Source organism: Xanthomonas sp. WCS2018Noco2-27 (assembly GCF_031843525.1).
In the GTDB taxonomy this organism is placed as follows: Bacteria; Pseudomonadota; Gammaproteobacteria; order Xanthomonadales; family Xanthomonadaceae; genus Xanthomonas.
This window is the reverse complement of sequence record NZ_JAVTIK010000005.1, coordinates 277,961-297,300: the sequence shown is the minus strand read 5'-3', so window position 1 is coordinate 297,300 and position 19,340 is coordinate 277,961. Positions and strand designations below refer to the sequence as shown.

General features: G+C 63.5%; 15 protein-coding genes. 6 read left to right on the top strand and 9 right to left on the bottom strand.

The features are described from left to right. Positions 1–405: 405 nt before the first annotated feature. From RQH86_RS11685 to RQH86_RS11670, 4 genes are all read right to left on the bottom strand, one after another. Positions 406–1,290, bottom strand: coding sequence for a bestrophin family ion channel (locus tag RQH86_RS11685; protein ID WP_115513808.1), 885 nt, complete (start codon positions 1,288–1,290; stop codon positions 406–408). Positions 1,291–1,574: 284 nt separating this feature from the next. Beyond that, entirely contained in the window at positions 1,575–2,171 is a 597-nt protein-coding gene (locus RQH86_RS11680) for an LON peptidase substrate-binding domain-containing protein (RefSeq protein ID WP_311238503.1), read from the bottom strand. Continuing rightward, complete coding sequence (mpl, locus tag RQH86_RS11675; protein WP_311238504.1) at positions 2,171–3,538, bottom strand: UDP-N-acetylmuramate:L-alanyl-gamma-D-glutamyl-meso-diaminopimelate ligase; 1,368 nt, start codon at positions 3,536–3,538, stop codon at positions 2,171–2,173. Before mpl ends, RQH86_RS11680 begins: the two co-directional genes overlap by 1 nt. 342 nt (positions 3,539–3,880) lie before the next feature. Continuing rightward, positions 3,881–4,444 carry an adenylate kinase gene (locus RQH86_RS11670; RefSeq protein WP_055848486.1) on the bottom strand — a complete coding sequence of 188 codons (564 nt, stop codon included), beginning with the start codon at positions 4,442–4,444 and terminating at the stop codon, positions 3,881–3,883. Between the two features lie 159 nt (positions 4,445–4,603). Between RQH86_RS11670 and RQH86_RS11665 the strand changes: the two genes are divergently transcribed. The 3 genes from RQH86_RS11665 to RQH86_RS11655 all read left to right on the top strand — a co-directional run bounded on the left by RQH86_RS11665 (position 4,604) and on the right by RQH86_RS11655 (position 7,138). Beyond that, on the top strand, positions 4,604–5,860 hold the full coding sequence (locus RQH86_RS11665; protein ID WP_311238505.1) for a 6-phosphofructokinase: 1,257 nt from the start codon (positions 4,604–4,606) through the stop codon (positions 5,858–5,860). Between the two features lie 376 nt (positions 5,861–6,236). Next, a complete protein-coding gene (locus tag RQH86_RS11660) occupies positions 6,237–6,668 on the top strand; it encodes a hypothetical protein (RefSeq protein ID WP_153066577.1) in 432 nt (143 codons plus the stop codon). An 8-nt stretch (positions 6,669–6,676) separates the two neighbouring features. Continuing rightward, positions 6,677–7,138: a DUF2846 domain-containing protein gene (locus RQH86_RS11655; RefSeq protein ID WP_055848475.1), complete on the top strand. Its 462-nt coding sequence runs from the start codon at positions 6,677–6,679 to the stop codon at positions 7,136–7,138. 49 nt (positions 7,139–7,187) lie between these two features. Here the strand turns inward: RQH86_RS11655 and RQH86_RS11650 are convergent, their stop codons facing one another. Further along, entirely contained in the window at positions 7,188–7,712 is a 525-nt protein-coding gene (locus tag RQH86_RS11650) for a hypothetical protein (protein ID WP_311238506.1), read from the bottom strand. A 248-nt stretch (positions 7,713–7,960) separates the two neighbouring features. Here RQH86_RS11650 and RQH86_RS11645 point away from each other — a divergent pair, with 248 nt between their 5' ends. Next, positions 7,961–9,988: a sodium-translocating pyrophosphatase gene (locus tag RQH86_RS11645; protein ID WP_311238507.1), complete on the top strand. Its 2,028-nt coding sequence runs from the start codon at positions 7,961–7,963 to the stop codon at positions 9,986–9,988. Between the two features lie 214 nt (positions 9,989–10,202). Here RQH86_RS11645 and RQH86_RS11640 read toward each other — a convergent pair whose 3' ends face one another. Further along, positions 10,203–10,685: a hypothetical protein gene (locus RQH86_RS11640; protein WP_311238508.1), complete on the bottom strand. Its 483-nt coding sequence runs from the start codon at positions 10,683–10,685 to the stop codon at positions 10,203–10,205. 197 nt (positions 10,686–10,882) lie between these two features. Between RQH86_RS11640 and ppa the strand changes: the two genes are divergently transcribed. Beyond that, positions 10,883–11,419: an inorganic diphosphatase gene (gene ppa, locus RQH86_RS11635; protein WP_005990841.1), complete on the top strand. Its 537-nt coding sequence runs from the start codon at positions 10,883–10,885 to the stop codon at positions 11,417–11,419. A 147-nt stretch (positions 11,420–11,566) separates the two neighbouring features. Then, on the top strand, positions 11,567–12,682 hold the full coding sequence (locus tag RQH86_RS11630; protein ID WP_055848462.1) for an HDOD domain-containing protein: 1,116 nt from the start codon (positions 11,567–11,569) through the stop codon (positions 12,680–12,682). A 295-nt stretch (positions 12,683–12,977) separates the two neighbouring features. On the opposite strand, the gene RQH86_RS11625 is transcribed toward RQH86_RS11630, so the two are convergent. The 3 genes from RQH86_RS11625 to RQH86_RS11615 form a co-directional block, all read right to left on the bottom strand. Continuing rightward, complete coding sequence (locus RQH86_RS11625; RefSeq protein ID WP_311238509.1) at positions 12,978–15,866, bottom strand: TonB-dependent receptor; 2,889 nt, start codon at positions 15,864–15,866, stop codon at positions 12,978–12,980. Positions 15,867–15,914: 48 nt separating this feature from the next. After that, positions 15,915–16,808, bottom strand: a complete 894-nt coding sequence (locus RQH86_RS11620; protein WP_115528848.1) for a helix-turn-helix transcriptional regulator — start codon at positions 16,806–16,808, stop codon at positions 15,915–15,917. Between the two features lie 110 nt (positions 16,809–16,918). Continuing rightward, on the bottom strand, positions 16,919–19,258 hold the full coding sequence (locus RQH86_RS11615) for a winged helix-turn-helix domain-containing protein (protein ID WP_311238510.1): 2,340 nt from the start codon (positions 19,256–19,258) through the stop codon (positions 16,919–16,921). Between the last annotated feature and the right edge of the window lie 82 nt (positions 19,259–19,340).

The following is a 19,340-nucleotide window of genomic DNA, read 5'->3' as shown; positions in this document are numbered from 1 at the left end:
GGTCCCGCAAGCGGCGAGGACACCGCACCAGGAAGTTGGTCGGCGGTTTCTTTGAACGCCTGCCTGTTGCTCGGCTTGCGTTAGGAAGCTGATCGGACCCAGCGTCATCCAAACAACGCACATCATGTCCTGCTCGCAACCATGCACACCGACCATCTCGACCGGTCCTTGCCCGCCCACCGTCGCGGACCTTACGCGGCATGGATGCCGCGTAAGAGCCTCCAGGGACGGATTCACGGCGTGTCCCGTGATGTGGGCGGGCAAGGGCCCTGCACCCAAGCCGCAAATCTGCCGCTCTACAACCAATGCATCCGCACCGTTCCATTACCTCTCAAGGTGACCGAGAGCTTGTGCTTCAGCGCCGTTTGGATGGGCACAAGCCGCATTGGTCAAGCGCGCAACGCCTCACCACAACACCCCATCCACCGGCTGCATCGGCTCCGGTGCGGGTTCGCCAATCGCCTGCAGGGCATCGATCTCCACCGTGCGGCACATGGTGTCCAGCGGCAGATCGTGGATGGTGTTGGCGAACGGGTCGACCAGCTCATCGCCGATCTTCAGCACCGCCAAAAACATCAAGCCAGCGACCGTCGATCCTACCGGCGTGGCGTATTGCAACGTTTCCACCAGACCGATCGGCAACAGTACGCAAAACAGACGTGTAAACAGGTTCGGATAGAAGCGGTACTGATACGGCAGCGGCGTATTTTTCAGCCGCTCCATGCCACCTTGCGCGTTGGCGATATCCACCAGAATGCGCTCGACGCTGGCCTGCTGGATGCTGTCGATCCAGCCATCGCGGCGTGCCTGTTCCACGGCGCGGCCGGTCGTGTCGAGCAAGCCATTGGCCACGTTCGTACGCGTGATCACCGCTGCCACTTCGTCGGCATCCAACCGCGACTCCAAGGCCATCGCCACCGGCAACCGCCGCAGCTGGCAGCGCAATGCATTGACATAGGCAATCTGCCGTAGCGCAATCGTGCGCCCCAGCGCTGCGGCTTCCGGCGCAGACAGGATGCTGACGCTCAAGCGCACCAGATTGCGCGATGCATTGATCATCTGGCCCCACAGCACGCGGCCTTCCCACCAGCGCTGATAGGTGGAATTGGCGCGAAAGCCCAGAAATAACGCCAGTGCCGAACCGAAAATGGTCAACGGCAATGCCGGCGCGCGGAACGGCAGCACGTAATAGATGATCGTGATCAACACGTCCCAGACAAACAACACCGCCAGGGTCCGCCAGACCTGACTGAACACATCCGCCACACGCGGTTTCACATCGATGATCAAGGCACACTCCCTCACTAAAAACGCGTATCGCCCTTGCGCGCATCCAGTGCATGGATGCCATCGCTAGCGCACTCAAGCGTGAGAAGTCTGCCGCCACGGCGGTGCAAGTGCGGTGATGGGGCGATAGAAGCAGTGCCTCGCGAGCGCAAAACACTTCTGCGCGATCATTGACTAGCTGCGGCCGATGCCCGGAATACGCATGCAGTGCCTATCCACGTTCGCTTCCTTCGCACCCGATGCATGGCGGCGCCTGCTGATTGGCCGCACTACGTGATTGCCCGCGCTCAGGGCATCCAGGCCAGCAACTGCTCCAGGCGCTGATGCGGGTCGTCCTGCTGCAACAACGACAAGCGTTGCTGCTCGGTCAATGGCAACAACTCGGCCAGCCGCCACCCCACCCACGCGGACTGATCCAGCAACCCCGGACCGACCGAGGCAAATTCGCCACCCACCTGTTCGAGCATGCGCTCGAGCACGGTTGCCAACAGGCTGTGCTCGGGGCGCAATTCGTCGTCGAGGTCCGGCTCGCACCAGCTCACCTCGCCCACCAACAGCCCGTTGTCGCGAATGCGCGAGCGCTGCACATGAAAGCGACGCGTGCCACGCAGGCGCAGCACCAGCACGCCATCGGCGCCGACATCGAAATCCTCGATCCGCACTTCGGTGCCGAACGCCGCCGGCGTTGCCGGTACGCCTACATCATTGCCATCCAGGATCAGACATACGCCGAAGCTGGTGCCATTGCGCCCGCATTCGCGCACCAGATCCAGATAGCGGCGCTCGAATACGCGCAGCCCCATCGCCGCGCCCGGCAACAACACGCTGTGCAGCGGAAACAGCGGCAAAGCGCTGGTGTCGTCAGTGTCTGCGATCGATGCCATCACGACAGCTGCGCCAAAAAGCGACGCGGCGCGCCGTCGAACCCACCATTGGACATGAACACCACATGGTCGCCCGGCTGCGCGATATCGCCCAGCGTCTGCAGCAACGCCTCCACGTCATGCGCCACGTGTGCCTGCCCGCGCACCTGCGCGATGATCGGTGCCGCATCCCATGGCAACTCGGGACGATGCAGGAACACCACCGCGTCGGCATCGTGCAGCGACGGCGCCAGCGCCTGCGCATGCGCGCCCAACCGCATCGAATTGCTGCGCGGCTCCATCGCCACCAGCACACGCGCCGCGCCCACCTTCGCACGCAACCCCTGCAAGGTGGTCGCAATGGCGGTGGGGTGATGCGCGAAGTCGTCGTAGACGGTGATGCCGCGCGCCTGCCCCAATACTTCCAGTCGGCGTTTGACGCTCTGAAAGTGCGCCAGCGCCGGCATCACCGTTGCCGGATCCACGCCCACCGCATGCACAGCCGCCAGTGCAGCCAATCCGTTGAGCACGTTGTGCCGGCCCACCAGCGGCCACTCCACCTGGCCGATCTCCACGCCGCGATGCGCGACCGCAAACACGCTGCCATCGGCGGCAATCAAGCGCGCGCTCCACTCCAGCGCCGCATCGAAACCGAAGCGCTCCACCGGCGTCCAGCAGCCCATCGCCAACACCTCGGCGAGCCGCGCGTCTTCGCCATTGACGATCAGCCGCCCGCGCGCCGGTACGGTGCGGACCAAATGATGAAACTGCCGTTGGATGGCGGCCACGTCAGGGAAAATATCGGCGTGGTCGTATTCGAGGTTATTGAGGATCGCCACCAGCGGCCGGTAGTGCACGAACTTGCTGCGCTTGTCGAAGAAGGCGGTGTCGTATTCGTCGGCTTCCACCACGAACGCACGCCCCTGCCCCAGCCGCGCCGACACGCCGAAATCCTCGGCCACGCCGCCGATCAAAAAGCCCGGCGCGCGCCCGGCCGCCTCCAGCAGATAGCTCAGGATGGTGGTGGTGGTGGTCTTGCCATGGGTGCCGGCGACCGCCAGCGTGTCGCGGCCCGGCAGCACCTGCTCGGCAAGCCATTGGGCGCCGGAGCTATAGCGGCGGCCTGCATCGAGCACCGCTTCCACAGCCGGATTGCCGCGCGACAAGGCATTGCCGATGACCACCTCGGTGGCGTCGGCGGAAATATTGGACGGCGCGTAGCCCTGGGCCAGCGAAATCCCGAGCGTTTCCAGCTGGGTGGACATCGGTGGATAGATGGCCTGGTCGCTGCCTTCTACCTGCCAGCCCAGCTCGCGTGCCAGGGCGGCCACACCGCCCATGAAAGTCCCGGCGATGCCGAGGATGTGGAGTTTGCTCATGGAGCACATTGTCGCCGATCACCGGAGTTGCAGGACATTCCGATCCGCACCCGGCGCCGCTGTCAGGAAACTCCTACCGTACTGTCGGGAATTTCCCGATATGCGAACTGCGTCACATCCCTCACTATGCTGAACGCCAGTCGCAGCACCCTTTGGTTCTACTCCCCAAGAGACCAAATCCCCAGGGAGCTCATGCTGTTGGGGCTCTGAGCAAGCTCATTACTGGCGTTATTCTGCCCCGGTCATCTTGTATGGCCGGGGTTTTTCTTTTCCGGGGTCTTGATCTGCAGACGGCGCGGCCAACAGGCACGCGGTAAACACAGACCGGGCGTTGCGCCCGGTCCGGGTGACTCAGCGGCCGAGCGCCTTGCTGATGCGTTCCAGCACTTCGTCCAGCGACCCCACGCCATCCACACGCGCCAACTTGCCGCGCTGCTCGTAGAAGCCGATCACCGGCGCCGTTGAGTCGGTATAGACCTGCAGACGCTTGCGCACCGATTCCGGGTTGTCGTCCTCACGGCCTTCGGCCTTGGCACGTCCGGCGATGCGCTCGACCAGCAACTCGCTGGCGACGTCCAGCTGCACCACCGCATCCAGTGGCTGACCGATCTTGCTGAGCAGGTTGTCCAGCGCATTGGCCTGCGCCACATTGCGCGGATAACCATCGAGGATGAACCCCTTGGCGACATCGGCCTGACCAAGCCGCGACTCCAGCATGCCGAGCAGGATGTCGTCGGACACCAGATCGCCGCGTGCCATGACTTCCTTAGCCTTCAGGCCGAGCGGCGAGCCGGCGGCAACTTCGGCACGCAGCAGGTCGCCGGTGGAAATGTGCGGGATCTCAAACGAATCTTTGAGACGTGTCGCCTGGGTGCCCTTGCCCGAACCGGGCGGTCCCAACAGAACCAATCGCATCAGTGGACTCCACTTTCGAATAAAAACGCGTTGCGGTTGGCGGCGTTAGACTCAAGCCTTCGCCGGCACTGACCGTATGGTCGTGCAGCTTACCCCATCCGGGGAATGTCCCGGCACTGTCCCCTGCGCCATGTTTCCATGTGAGGAGTCCGTCCCCCTATGTCCACTGGCAACTTGTTGTATGCCCAATCCGGCGGCGTCACCGCCGTCATCAACGCCACCGCTGCCGGCGTTATCACCGAAGCGCGTGCGCGCAAGATCAAGGTATTGGCCGCCCGTAACGGCATCCTGGGCGCGCTGCGCGAGGAGTTGATCGATACCTCCAAGGAATCGGCCTCCGCGATCGCCGCACTGGCGCAGACACCCGGCGGCGCGTTCGGCTCGTGCCGCTACAAGCTCAAGTCGCTCGAACAGGACAGCGCCAAGTACGAACGCCTGCTCGACGTGCTGCGCGCACACGACGTGCGCTGGTTCCTCTACAACGGCGGCAACGATTCGGCCGACACCGCATGGAAGGTCTCGCAGCTGGCCAAGGCCTACGACTACCCGCTGCACTGCATCGGCGTGCCCAAGACCATCGACAACGATCTTGCGGTGACCGATACCTGCCCCGGCTTCGGCTCGGCGGCCAAATACACCGCGGTGTCGGTGCGCGAAGCCGCACTGGATGTCGCCGCGATGGCCGACACCTCCACCAAGGTCTTCATCTACGAAGCGATGGGCCGCCACGCCGGCTGGCTTGCGGCCGCAGCGGGGCTCGCAGGTCAGGGCCCGGACGATGCACCGCAGATCATCCTGCTGCCCGAGCGCGCCTACGATCAGGCCGCGTTCGTGGCCAAGGTGAAACAGGTCGTCGAAAAGGTTGGCTGGTGCGTAGTGGTCGCCAGCGAAGGCATCCAGGACGCACACGGCAACTTCGTCGCCGATGCCGGTGGCGCAGCCGACTCATTCGGCCACGCGCAACTGGGCGGTGTCGCCGCATTCCTGGCCGCACAGGTCAAACAGGAACTGGGCTACAAGGTGCACTGGACCCTGCCGGATTACCTGCAGCGTTCCGCGCGCCACCTCGCCTCCAAGACCGACTGGGAACAGGCCCAGGCCGTCGGCAAGGCCGCCGTGCAATACGCACTCAAGGGCATGAACGCGGTGATTCCGGTGATCGAACGCGTCAGCGACGCCCCCTATCGCTGGAAGATCGTGCCCGCCCCGCTGCACAAGGTGGCCAATCACGAAAAGAAGATGCCGCCCAGCTTCCTGCGCAAGGATGGCTTCGGCATCACCGACCGCGCCCGTCGCTATTTCGCCCCACTGATCAAGGGCGAGGCCCCGCTGGCCTATGGCAACGACGGCCTGCCGAAGTATGTGACGTTGAAGAACGTGGCGGTGGCGAAGAAATTGCCGGTGTGGGAGGGGTAAGGCCGCCAAGGCGACGGCTAGCAGTGTGAGACGTCGCCTTGTCCTGGATCGAGCCCGAGCTATGAACGAGACACATATGTTGTGCGCGCTGTCACAGTTGCGATAGGCTTGAGACGCACGCTGACCGCAACGGCCAGCGCTGCATCCAGGGGAAACAACAGTGCAGGGAACGCCGTCTCATCCATTAATCGTGGGCGTCATTTTTTTGCTCGCATTGCGACTGTTGGGCGATGGCGCGTATGCAGAACAGGCGTCTGAACCTAGACGTGCTTCATGGCATTTGTCAGCGCCACCATCTCCCGTATCTTTCGGCATCCAAACGCCGGTGTCTGACCAAGCAAAATCTTCCGCTTCCGTCATTCCGGAAGGAACATCGGTGATCGTTGAACTCACCGAAGTCCTGTCGTCATCGACGCATCGGCGCGGCGATCGCTTTCGACTGCAGTTGGCCGAACCACTGGTCATTGATGGACAGCAGGTACTCGCTGCGGGAATCGCTGGCGTGGGGGAAGTGGTGCATGCCGCAGTGGCTCGCAGCGGCGGTGCAGCGGGAGAACTGCTACTTGCCGCACGCAGCCTTCAATGCAACGAGCAGACCATCGTATTACGCGGCTTCAAATTGGGCGCCACCGGAAAAGACCGTAGCGCGCCCGCGATTGGCGTTGCCACGCTGGGCGGGCCGCTGGGAATGTTTATCCGTGGCGGAGAGATCGAAATCCCGTCAGGCACGCGTGGCACTGCAAAACTGGCAGTCGCAGTACCGCGCGCAATATGCGCACCTCAAACCTTTCCCTCTACCACTTCTTAGGAGCAACCATGCGTCAACTGTTGAGCATCACCTCACTGGCCCTCTTGCTGACGGCGGCGCAAGCCTCAGCGCTCCCCGTCAACGCAGTGAGTACTGCTACCACCGAGGCCGCCGCTTCGGCCAACGCCGGTTTGATTGGATCCGCTCCAGCAGACAAGGCGCAGATTGTGTTTTTCAGACCATCCAAGTTTGCCGGCGGAGCCGTCGGATTCAAGGTGCGCGAGGGCGAAACCGAATTGGGTAAACTGCGTAGCGGAAAGTATTTCGTGGCGCTGGTGCAACCGGGGACGCATCAATACGCCGTGCATTCCGAAAAGAAAGACATCCTGAACATCGAAGTCGAGGCGGGTGAGACCTACTACGTCCAGGGTGGCATCACCATGGGCATCCTAGCCGGCCGTCCGAATCTCTCACCCTCTGATCAAGCGACATTCGAAGGCATGGCTGCCAAGCTCGAACGCGCGGAATAACGCCAAGGTTCGCAACGGGCTTGCATAGCGCGTTGCGAACACGACTTCACTACTGACAAGCCTTGCCTTCGACCGCCATCTGCGCAGCAAACATCGGCACCTGCGGGATCTTGCCGGCGGCCGCTTGTTGCTTGGCATCTTCCAGGTAGATGCGTGACTGGCCTTGGCCGTCGAGCTGCGGTTTGGCATCGACTGGTTTGCGCCACACGCGCACAACCGCCTGTTGACTCGGGCAGGCAGCACTTGGGATGCGGATCACGTCGTTGAAGATCCAGCCCGACGCAACGCTCGGTGTTGCTTTGGCGTAGTCCACAAAGCGCGCACGTGGCTGACAGGTGGGGCTGCTGCGCACGACCGAGAACGTGTAGGGCTGTGCAGCATTGCCGGTGAACACGCCTTCCAAGCGCGCACAGGCTTCTGGAATCTGTCGCAAGGTGTGTACTGCACCGACGGCTTGCGCAGTGCCAGGCGGGCGTGGCTTCAACTCCGGCGTTGGATCTGCAGCGATTGCGCTACCGGTAAACAGCATGGCGGCCAGCACAGCGGCGTACCTGGACGCGGCATCGTTCGACATAGTTACTCCTGGATCGGCTCGGTCACGTTGGCCGCAGGCTGTCATGTCGCGACTGAACGACGCGCCAAAGCCGCGGTGGTGGCACCCCTGCAAGCTGCGGCGCATACTCGATCGCGATCCGGCCACCTGAACATCGCGACGCGCATTACGGCCCTTGTGGCCGTCGAGTCCGTATTCGTTGTCACTCGTTGCGTGCGTCGCCCTTGGTTCGTCCCGACCGGATGACATCCATTCTCTTGGGAGGGGTCATGCTGGAACACTACGGGTTAGGGCTTGCGCTGGGCTGTGCGGTATTGGCAATTTTGTACGGGATTGTGTCGGCGCGCTGGGTGGTCGCGCAGCCAAGCGGTAACGCGCGCATGCAGGAGATCGCGGCGGCGATCCAGGAAGGTGCACGCGCCTATCTCAATCGGCAGTACCTCACGATTTCGATCGCCGGCGGCGTGCTGTTCGTATTGGTCGGGCTGTTTCTGAGCTGGTACACGGCGATCGGGTTTGCGCTCGGCGCGGTGCTGTCGGGGTTGGCCGGCTATATCGGCATGAACGTCTCGGTACGCGCCAACGTGCGCACTGCCGAAGCCGCACGGCATGGCATCGGCCGTGCGATGGATGTGGCATTCCGGGGCGGCGCCATCACCGGCATGTTGGTGGTGGGACTGGGCTTGCTGGGCGTGGCCGGTTATTACGCCGTGCTGCAGGCCATGGGGTTGCCGCTGGAGCAGAACCTGCATGCCTTGGTCGGCCTGGCGTTTGGCTCATCGTTGATTTCGATCTTCGCGCGTCTGGGTGGCGGTATTTTCACCAAGGGGGCGGACGTGGGGGCGGATCTGGTTGGCAAGGTCGAGGCCGGCATACCCGAAGACGACCCGCGTAATCCTGCGGTGATTGCCGACAACGTCGGCGATAACGTGGGCGACTGCGCGGGCATGGCAGCGGATCTGTTCGAGACCTACGCCGTCACCGTGATCGCCACCATGCTGCTCGGCAGCCTGACCCTGGCTGAAACCGGGCCGCATGCGGTGCTGTATCCGCTAGTGTTGGGCGGTGTCTCGATCATCGCCTCGATCGTGGGCGCGGCCTTCGTCAAGGTCAAAGCAGGCGGCTCGATCATGGGGGCGCTCTACAAAGGCGTGATCGTCTCCGGCGTGCTGGCTGCGCTGGCCTATTGGCCGATCACCCAGACACTGATGCGCGACAACAGCCATGGCGCGACGTCGCTCTATGCCTGCGCATTGATCGGCCTGGTGCTCACCGGCCTGATCGTGTGGATCACCGAGTACTACACCGGCACCCAGTACGCACCGGTACAGCATGTCGCCTCTGCCAGCACCACCGGACACGGCACCAATATCATCGCCGGCCTCGGTATCTCGATGAAGTCCACCGCGCTGCCGGTGATCGCGGTGTGCGCAGCGATCTGGGGTGCGTTTCACTTTGGCGGCCTGTATGGCATTGCGATCGCTGCCACGGCGATGCTGTCGATGGCCGGCATGATCGTGGCGCTGGATGCGTATGGCCCCATCACCGACAACGCCGGTGGCATCGCAGAGATGGCCGAACTGCCACCGGAAGTGCGCGCGATCACCGATCCCTTGGATGCCGTCGGCAACACCACCAAGGCGGTTACCAAAGGCTACGCGATCGGCTCGGCCGCTCTAGCGGCGCTGGTGCTGTTTGCCGACTACACCCACAACCTGCAGGCGGCCAATCCCACGGAGGTCTTCGCCTTCGATCTGTCTGACCATACCGTGATCATCGGTCTATTGATCGGCGGATTGATCCCCTATCTATTCGGCGCAATGGCAATGGAAGCGGTGGGCCGCGCGGCGGGCGCAGTGGTCGAAGAAGTGCGACGTCAGTTCCGCGAGATCCCCGGCATCATGGCCGGCACCGCCAAGCCGCAATACGACCGCGCGGTGGACATGCTGACCCGCTCGGCGATCCGCGAAATGATCGTGCCCTCGCTGTTGCCGGTGGTGGTCCCGATCGTGGTCGGGCTGTTGCTGGGGCCACGGGCACTGGGTGGATTGTTGATCGGCACCATCGTGACCGGGCTGTTCCTGGCCATTTCGATGACCACCGGCGGCGGAGCCTGGGACAACGCCAAGAAGTACATCGAAGACGGCCATTTCGGCGGCAAGGGCAGCGAAGCGCACAAGGCGGCGATCACCGGCGACACCGTCGGCGACCCGTACAAGGACACCGCAGGGCCGGCAATCAATCCGTTGATCAAGATCATCAACATCGTGGCGCTGCTGCTGGTGCCGCTGTTGTAGCACGGCATGCCCGCAGGGATCTCGGACCTGCGGCCATAGGGCCGCAGGTCATTGCGCGGGAAAGCTGGCTATCGCGTCGGACAATACTGACGTCACTGTCTTCGCAGCGAACGTATTGGCGGTCGTTTGGCGTCCCTGCGGCACTGCGAACGTGCGCCGTCATAACGTGGCAGCAACGACACCCGCCTTTGCCATCTCTCAAAGACAGCCAATCTCAAAGACAACCAATCAGGCCATCGTAGATCGGCGGTGCGCCGCCCGGCAGCGGCTCGAACAAGGGGTTGGTCACCGCAAGCACACGGTACATCTCGTCCAGGCGCGTGCCAGCCTTCAGGGGCGCCGTGCAGCGCCAGACCCGGCTGTCGGAGCGGAGATAGCCGCTACGCGGATCGACGCTGATCTCGCTCGCACCGAAGGTCCAGATGCAGCTGCGCACCACGCCGGTGACGCGGTGGACCGAGCAACGAAAGCGCAGCGGCTGGTAGTCGCTGAATTCGCCTCCGCAGAAGGTGTCGCCGCAAATATTGTCGAAATCACGGTCCAAGCGCTGCTCCAGATCGACGAAGGCCTCCCAGCCCTCTCCATTGGCCGGCCAGTCCACCGCGTCCACGTAGGTGGGTAGTGGCGTTGCCGCAGCGGCCAGCTGGGCCGCGAGGGACAGCAGCAGTACGACGAGCAAGCGTGCGAGCCTGAACATGGCGTTTCCCCGAGCAGTGGATGAGCCTGCAGCGTGCCCGGTGCCCAGAGAAGCAGCGATCAGCGAGCCACCCGTGATGAATGCAGGCTATGCCGCATCGAACCCTCAGAAGATTGCCCATTCAGTGTCGCTGCAGCGCAACAGCCGAACGCGTAGAATCGCGCTCCACACACTGCTGACGCTTCGGAGCTACCCGCATGGGCCTTGAACTGGTCACCTCTGGCAAGAATCTGCCGGAAGAAATCAACGTCGTCATCGAAATCCCCAAGGATTCGGAGCCGGTCAAGTACGAAGTGGACAAGGCCAGCGGCGCGATCTTTGTCGACCGCATCCTGTCGACCCCGATGCGTTACCCCTGCAACTACGGCTACGTGCCCAACACCCTGTGCGGCGACGGCGATCCGGCCGACGTGCTGGTGGTCCTGCCGCTGCCGCTGGTCCCGGGGTCGGTGGTGCGCTGCCGTCCGGTCGGCGTGCTGCGCATGAGCGACGAGGCCGGCAGCGACGAAAAGATCCTGGCGGTGCCGATCGAGAAGATCTTCTCCGGCTACGCGCATATCGAAGATATCAACCAGGTGTCCAGCCACTGGATGGAGCGCATCGGTCACTTCTTCGAGCATTACAAGGATCTGGAGAAGGGCAAGTGGGTCAAGCTCGACGGTTGGGGCGGCGCGGCCGAGGCCAAGCGCATCCTGGTCGAATCGGTGGAACGCTATAATTCCGACGCGCCCTGAGCCGTTGGCCGTAACACTGCTCCGCACTTGCGGAGCGACCGGGATCACGCTTTTGCCGTGATCCCGGTGACCGCCGCCGGTAGATTGGGTACATTGCCGAGTTGCGTTTGGCCGGCGTCTACCGTCGGTGACTTCTGGGGAAGTGTCTTGCGTATTCTGTTTGTTGGGGACGAAGCCAGTCTTCCGTCCGACCTGGTCGACTACGTCGCCGATCTCGGCGACCAGTGGCAGGCGCAGCAGGTGGCCGATGGAAATTCGGCGATCGAAGCTGCCGCCTTGTCGCCATTCGATGCCGTCATCGTTGCCCCGGTGTTACCGGACCTGACTGCTGCCACGTTGCTGGGGCAGATCCGCACGCTGCGCCCGGACACCATCCGCATCGCGCTGATCGATGCCCAGGACGGCCAGCGGACGCCGCCGGCCCGCATCATCGGCGTGGCCCATCGTTTCCTTCCGATGCCGCTGGCGCCGGAAGTGCTGCTCGAGGCCGTCACCAGCCTGGAAGAACTGCGCGACCTGCTCAGCAATCCACGTCTGCGCGCGGCGATCGGGCGCATCGAAAAGCTGCCCTCGCCGCCGCATCTGTATCTGAGCCTGATGCATGCGCTGGAAGAAGACGATGGCGCCGATGCGGCCGACATCGCCAAGCTCATCGCCGGCGACCCGGCGATTGCGGCCAAGGTGCTGCAGCTGTGCAATTCGGCGTTCTTTTCCGGCGGACGCAGCATCACCGACCTGCGCACGGCGGTCACCCGCCTGGGCGTGGCGACGCTGCGCGACCTGGTGCTGGCCAGCGAAGTGTTCTCGGTGCAGACGTTGACCCCGGCCGAGCGTAGCGCGATGCAGCGCCGCGCCCTGCTCTCTTCGCGACTGGCGGCGAAAGTGTTGCCACCCACCAGCGCCGAACTCGGCTCCACCGCCGCCTTGCTGGCCGACATCGGCTTGCTGTTGCCGGGCGTGCGCGACGAGCGCGAACCACCACTGGAAGGCGGCGACGAGCGCCTGGGCCATACCGAAGCCGGCGCGTATCTGCTTGGCCTGTGGGGCCTGCCGATGCCGATCATCGAAGCGGTGGCGTTCCATCGCCATCCGCAGCGCTCCAGCCTGCGCAGCTTCTGGGTGACCGGTGCGGTGCACGTCGCCACGGCACTGGCCAGCGGCGAGACGGTGGACGAAGAGTATCTGTCCAAGGTCGGCGTCATTTCCCGACTGCCGACCTGGCGCGAGCAGGCCGAGACGTTGCTGGGGCTTGCCGAGGCGTGAGTGACCGCACCACTTAGTGCGAATAGTGAAACGATGGAGGCGCGAGAGATTCGCGCCTTTTTCTTTGGCGTTGCAGATAGCGCAGAGGGGTGCAGCAGCCCTTTGCAGCGTACAGCTTTCGCATGGTTGCCCTGAACAACGGGATGCGTGTTCCAGATGGCTATGCAGGTTTCTACGCAGCGCTGGCGCACGACACAACGCATGAGCGCTGCGTTCGTCGCATCCCGGCACCAGCAATGACGGACATAAAAAAAGCGGGCCTTTCGGCCCGCTTTTCATTACGACGCTTCGATGATCAGAAGCGCTGGTTGTACTGCACGAACAGGAAGCGGTCGTAATCGAGCATCGGATCGATCGCCGCAGTGCTGCTGTTGGTGATCGAGTAGGTCACCGGCGGCTGCTTGTTCCAGATGTTGCGGGCACCAACGGTCACGCTGCCATCCCACGGAGCCTGCCAAGTGACAGAGACGTCCTGATAGGAGATCGAGCCCTTCTTGTTGGAACCGGTACCACCGCCCCAGCCCGGATTCGGGGTCTGGTAGTTCGGGTTGTTGCACTCGATGCCTGCCGCTGCATCCCAGCAGTAATCGCGGAAGCCGCCGTAGTAACGCAGGTTCCAGTTGGCCGACAACGCGCCCAGCGACCAGTCCAGACCCAAGGTGGCACGCACGCGCGGGAAGTTCCAGTAGCCGGCGGAGTTTGCCCACTCGGCACCGGCTTCTGCCTGCGACTTGTAGGTCGCCAGGTAGTTGGTGTCCAGGTTGACAGCGAACTTGCCGTACGCGGTTTCCGGCATGCGGTAACGCACACCGAAGTTGTAGCCTTCGGTTTCCAGACGGCCCAGGTTGACGTTGCCGCGGCTCAGCGTGGTGACCTGGCCGGTGACCGCGTCGCGACCGTAGTCGGCGCAGTAGCTGGCCAGATTGTTGAGGTAGCAGTTGTTCAACACATCATTGGCCGACAGGGCGGTGATGATGTTGGAGATCGAAATGCGGTACCAGTCCAGCGAGAAGTCCAGGCCCTGCACCCAATGCGGGCTGTAGACCATGCCCACGGTGCGGGTGATGCTGTACTCGGGTTCGAGTTCGGCATTGCCCACGCCCGAGTTGAACGGTGCGTTGCCCTGCACGTCGCGACGCGTGACCGCGTTGCCCGCGGTATCGGTCTGACGGAAGCCAGCCGGCAAGCCTTCGCCAGCGCAACGTGCTGCCACGCCCGCGTTGCCCAGCGAGCCGAAGGTGGCGTCGCACGGATCGGTGAAGGTATCGAACGTCTGCGAGCCGCCACCGAAGGTGTCCGACAGGGTCGGCGCACGGAAACCGGTGCCGTAGGTACCGCGCACCAGCAGGTCGTCGATCGGCTTCCAGGTGAAGCTGAACTTGCTGTTGGTGGTATCGCCGAAGCGGCTGTAGTTGCTGTAACGGGCGGCCACGTCGAACGACAGTTCCTTGGCGCCCGGCAGATCCTTCAGCACCGGAATCAACAACTCCAGGTAGGCTTCGTTGGTCTGGTAGCGACCTTCGGTGGCCTGTGCCGCCAGGTCGGTGGTGTAACCGGCGCTGGACAGCTGATCCGGATAGTCGTAACCGCTGATTTCGCGGTGCTCGACGCCTGCGGCGAAGCCCAGCTCACCGGCCGGCAGATCGAACAGACCACCGGTGACGTTGGCGGTCCACTGCTTGCTCAGGCTCTGCTGCGTGGCCTGACCCAGCGCATTGATGTACTGCAGCGCGTTCGGCGTGGAGGCCGACGGGCCACCCAGGATGTTGAACGGGGTGCACTGGCCCAGCGCATTGCTGGTACCCAGCGCGATCGGAGCCGCTGCGGTACCGCACTGCACCTGACCCTGTGCATTGAGGAACGACGGGCCCAGTGCCTTCTGCAGCGCCAGCAAGTTGATGTTGCCGCGCGAAACCTGCGTCACATCGTACTTGTTGTAGTTGAAGCCAACGTCCCAGTTCCAGCCGTGGCTGCCGACGTCGAACACGCCTTCCAGCGCTGCATCGAAATGCAGGGTCTTGACGTTGCTTTCGGTGGTGCGCGGCAATTCAACCGTACGACGGAACCAGCTGTTGATGTCCTGGCCAACCGGGTTGTAGTAGCTGCTGCCACTGATCGCCACCGGGAACTGCGGCTGCGAAGAAGCCTGCAGCGGGTAGCCGGCGATCTGACGGTTCGAGTCGCGCTCGGAGTACATCGCGGTCGACTTGAAGGTCACGCTGTCGGTCAGGTTGTAGCTGCCGGTCGTGAAGATCGACTTGTTGCGGCTGGACTGCTGCAACATCATCTGGTCGACGGAATTGAAGTAGTCGTCGGTGGTGATGTCGTTGTGGTAGTTGGCGATGTTGCGCGAATCCGCACCCACGCCACGGCCGTCGAACGAACCGGTGTGATTGAGGATGTAGGTCTGGTCGTTGGAGGTGAAGCGACCCCACGGGCCGGTTGCACTCAGACCATCTTCGATGTGGTTCGGGCCGGCCGAGTAACGGGTCAGCGCGCGGTCCTTGGCCCACACCGGGTCTTCGTTGGTGTAGTTGACGCCGAACACCAGCGAGGCGCGGTCGGTGGTGGTGCCGGCGGTGAAGGAGTACTGCTCCTTGGAACCGTCGCCACGGCCGTTCTGGCCGAAGTACGCCGAGGCTTCTGCACCGTCGTAGTTCTGACGCAGGATGATGTTGACCACACCGGCCACAGCGTCGGAGCCGTAGATCGCCGAGGCGCCATCCTTCAGGACTTCGATGCGCTCGATCAGCGAGCTCGGGATGGTGGACATGTCGGTCAGGCCGTTCAGGCTGCTGGTCCAACGCTTGCCGTTCACCAACACCAGGGTACGGTTCTCACCCAGGTTGTAGAGGTTGACGTACTGGCCGCCCTGTTCCGGATCGGAGGTCAGCACAGCAGCCTTGCTGTAAGTCTGCGTACCGGCAATCGACAGGTTCTGGAGGATGTCACCAACGCTCACCAGGCCGGACTTCTGAATGTCCTGCTGGGAGACGGTGAAGACCGGCTGTGCGGTTTCGACGTCGACCGAGCGGATGCGCGAGCCGGTGATTTCGATGCGGTCCAGCGTCGTGGTCGACGGGGCGGACTGCTCTTGTGCGTTGGCGGCAAAAGCCGGCGTCAACGCGATCGCAATACCGGCGGGCAACAGGCCCAGCCGCACTGCGGAGGTGCGAAGGTTCATCAATCTCTCCAGGGTTCGTTAGTGGCGCGTTAAGCGCCCCCGTGCAAATTACGTTTGCGTGAACGCCGTCGCTTTGCGCGTCACGTTCCGTGGCTTTGCCGAATCTGGCGGATTGGTCGTCTGCTCGCGATAACGCGATGCAGAGACGCCAAAACGCGCACGAAATGCGCGTGCGAAGCTGCAGCAATTGTCGAACCCGCTAGCGGCCGCAACCTCACCGATCATCATCGAGGTATCGCGCAGCAAGTCGGAGGCTCGCTCCAACCGCAAACGTGCCGACAGCGCCTGCGGGCTTTCTTCATACAGGCTCTGGAATGTCTTGGACACATACCAACTGGAGAAGTTGGTCAGCTGCGCCAGTTCGCTGATGCGCACGACGCGGTCACTGTTGCCTTCCAGATAGAGCCGGGCCCGCTGCATGCGGCCGAACACTTGACGGCGGCGGCTACGCGAGCGGCCCGGGCAACGCTGCTCCTGCTCAACGAAGTCGCGCTGCATCGCCGCCAGATGCAGCAACAACGGGCGCGCCGATGCGCTGCCGCTCTGCAATGCCGCGTTACGCCACAGCCGCAGCGCAATGCGCAGGTCGCTGCGCGACAACTGACTACGGCCCGGGTACAGCGTGGCGTCGGTCAACTCGGCCAACGACTGCAAGCTGGTGCCATCCAGGCTGACGCCAACGCACAGCGCGCTGCGATCTGCCTGCACGGTGGGATGCGAATCCTTGTCGAAGGCGATCCAGTCGCCGGCGCGCAGCCGGAAACGGCCTTCCTTGGACTCCACCCAGGCGCGACCCCGCAACTGCACCCACAAGGTGAATGTCGAAGCGGCAGTGCGGATGCTGCCAAGACGCGAGACGGCCAGACAGGTGGTCGATGTCGAGTCGCTGGCACCGTCCAGGCAGAGTGCGAGCCCGCGATCGGCAGTGATGACCTGTTGCATGTTGGCAGCCCCTTGTACAAAAGAGGGCGTAGTGTTTTGCCGAATCTGGCGTGAGTCAGGACGTTTCGACGAATCTCTGCCGAAATTGCCACGAAGCCTTTCCGAAGGAGTTACGAGGCTATTTTTCTCAACATCATCAACAGGTTGGAGATGAAGCCGACGGACACCGATGGCTGCTCCGGCAATGCCATGTAGGCGATCGCACTGCCGTCTTCTTCTGCCAGCGCCACATACATCGCACCGCTGCGCTGATCCAGGCTGAAACCGTTGATGGTGGTGAACTTCGCCGCGTCCAGGCACTGCGCGCGACCGCCGCCGAGCGCACTGTCGTGCGTGGCGCAACTGTCATTGGACGACAGGTAATGCACCTGACCCTGAGTTCCCGTTGCCCAGCTGCGATAGCGCCAACGCGATGGTTGCTGCGCGTCCACCGGCTGCACGGTATCGGCAGCCAGGGTTGGCGCAACCTGCCATAGCCCTGCCCCGCTCAGATGCGTCAACAGCACCTGCCCGCTGATGCGATCCAGGCGCAGTTGCGAGACATCCTGCAGCGTGGCCAGCGCGCGCCAGGGGCTGCTGCTGCGGTCATATAGCGTGGCAAAGGTATGACCATCGTCGGCCGCAGCCACGACCAGCAACCGGTTGGGATCGGGAAGATGGATCGCCTGCAATGGCCGCGGTTGCGGTACCGGCAGGCGTACCGTCTTGCCGGTGCTCGGAGTCACTTCAAAGAGCGCAGCGTGTCCATCCGCGTCGCTGCCGCTGACCAGCACTTGCTGCGAATCAGCCGACCAATCGGCAGCCTGTCGCGCATCCGGGCGGATCCCTTCGATCAACCGCACCGAGCCAGGATTGGTGACATCGCCCCACCACAACCCATACGCACCGGAGCGATTGGACGCGAAGATGAGCTGACGCCCGTCGGGCGCAATCATTGGTTGATCGTCGCGCCCATTGGAGGGAAACAGGCGACGCCGGATGTAGCCACCATTCATGGGGTCGTGGATGACCTGATACACCCCGAACTGCGGCTTGCGCTGCACGAAGACCAGATGCCCGTGTGCCACGTCCGGCGCCTGCGCATCGTCCACGCCCAGATCGTGCAGGCTACGAGCGACCAGATCGAGCCGATACAAACGCGCTTCGCTATCTACGCGACGCCCGAAGATCAGCCCACTGCCGTCCGGCAACCAGCTCCAACCACGGATATCGGCATTGTCGTGCGTCAATCGCTCCGCGCTGCCGCCTTGCGCGGGTATCCGCCACAAATCGCCCAGCTGCGGATTGCGCAGAAACACAATCCATTGCCCGTCCGGGGAATAGCGCGGTGCGTAGTCGAAGTCGGTCGGTTGCGCGCTGTACGTCAATCCCTGCCATTGCCCGGTCTCAAGATCCAGACGCCGGATTCGGGGCGCACCTTGCGGGCCGGTCATGCTGCCGAACAACAACGCGCGGCCGTCGGGCGACCAGCTGAAACTGAGCATGTCCGCGCCATCGCAGCGCACCACCTCGCGGGCTGCAGACTCACCTGCCGCAGCAGCGATCATGATCCTGCAACTTCCATCCGGCGCCTGCCGGGAGAACGCGATTTCGCGCCCATCCGGCGACCAGGCAGGCAGTCGATCCGAGATGCCGGGCGCAGGCGCTTCCAGCACGCGCGGATAGGCGTTGTCGGTCGTCTTGACCAGGATCGAGGTCCCCTGCCGATCGCTGGTCAGCGAGGCGTAAGCCACCCTGCTGCCGTCGGGCGAGAGGCTGGGCGTGAGGTCGAATCCGCCGCCTGCGGTGATGACCTGGTACGGCCGCTTGGGGCTGCCCGGAACAGCTGCCGACGTTGCGCCCTCGGTTGCCGGCGCACGCAGCCACAGCGTGCGTGCCGCAAGGCCTAGCACCACCACCAGCGCCAGGCTGGCCACAGCCAGCGTCATCCAGCGGCGTCGGCGCGGCGTCATTGCTGCTGCAGGCAACGGCGCTGCAGCCTGTTTCGGCGTGCGATGACTGGCCTCAGCCGCAGTGCTCACCGCTTCTGTAGCGGACGGCGCGTTCTGCACGGGCTGCTGCACGCCAGGCGACGCCGGCGTGGATGCGGTCTGCGCCTGCATCGCCGACACATCCGCGTACGCCTCCCACGCCACCGGCGCCATCAGGCGGTACCCGGTCTTGGCAATCGTCTCGATGTACTCGGAACGCTGACTGCCGCTGCTGGCAAACGCTTTTCGCAGCTGCGTCACCGCCTGGGTCACGACATCGTTGGTCGGCAGGGTATCCGGCCACACCTCGGCGAGCAGCTGCTCGCGCGTGACCACCTGCCCTGGCTGTCGTGCCAGGGTCAGCAGCACAGCCAACGATTTGGGAGGCAACCGCAACGCCCGCCGCGCGCCCGGTGCGTGCACTTCGCGCGAGGCAACGTCGACCACACACGGCCCGACGCGCAGCCGGCCAGATGACATTGCAGTAGCAGGAGGAACACTCATCGGCAAAGACACGCATCGGCATGCAAGGACTACAAAGACGCATCGCACTGAGTGCGAA

What these genes read in the sequence shown, in the direction of transcription:
- RQH86_RS11670 (WP_055848486.1), bottom strand. Translation starts at nt 4,444, where the DNA reads ATGCGATTGGTTCTGTTGGGACCGCCCGGTTCGGGCAAGGGCACCCAG.
- RQH86_RS11645 (WP_311238507.1), top strand. Translation starts at nt 7,961, where the DNA reads ATGCTGGAACACTACGGGTTAGGGCTTGCGCTGGGCTGTGCGGTATTG.
- RQH86_RS11665 (WP_311238505.1), top strand. Translation starts at nt 4,604, where the DNA reads ATGTCCACTGGCAACTTGTTGTATGCCCAATCCGGCGGCGTCACCGCC.
- RQH86_RS11655 (WP_055848475.1), top strand. Translation starts at nt 6,677, where the DNA reads ATGCGTCAACTGTTGAGCATCACCTCACTGGCCCTCTTGCTGACGGCG.
- RQH86_RS11680 (WP_311238503.1), bottom strand. Translation starts at nt 2,171, where the DNA reads ATGGCATCGATCGCAGACACTGACGACACCAGCGCTTTGCCGCTGTTT.
- ppa (WP_005990841.1), top strand. Translation starts at nt 10,883, where the DNA reads ATGGGCCTTGAACTGGTCACCTCTGGCAAGAATCTGCCGGAAGAAATC.
- mpl (WP_311238504.1), bottom strand. Translation starts at nt 3,538, where the DNA reads ATGTGCTCCATGAGCAAACTCCACATCCTCGGCATCGCCGGGACTTTC.
- RQH86_RS11650 (WP_311238506.1), bottom strand. Translation starts at nt 7,712, where the DNA reads ATGTCGAACGATGCCGCGTCCAGGTACGCCGCTGTGCTGGCCGCCATG.
- RQH86_RS11620 (WP_115528848.1), bottom strand. Translation starts at nt 16,808, where the DNA reads ATGCAACAGGTCATCACTGCCGATCGCGGGCTCGCACTCTGCCTGGAC.
- RQH86_RS11615 (WP_311238510.1), bottom strand. Translation starts at nt 19,258, where the DNA reads ATGTCATCTGGCCGGCTGCGCGTCGGGCCGTGTGTGGTCGACGTTGCC.
- RQH86_RS11640 (WP_311238508.1), bottom strand. Translation starts at nt 10,685, where the DNA reads ATGTTCAGGCTCGCACGCTTGCTCGTCGTACTGCTGCTGTCCCTCGCG.
- RQH86_RS11625 (WP_311238509.1), bottom strand. Translation starts at nt 15,866, where the DNA reads ATGAACCTTCGCACCTCCGCAGTGCGGCTGGGCCTGTTGCCCGCCGGT.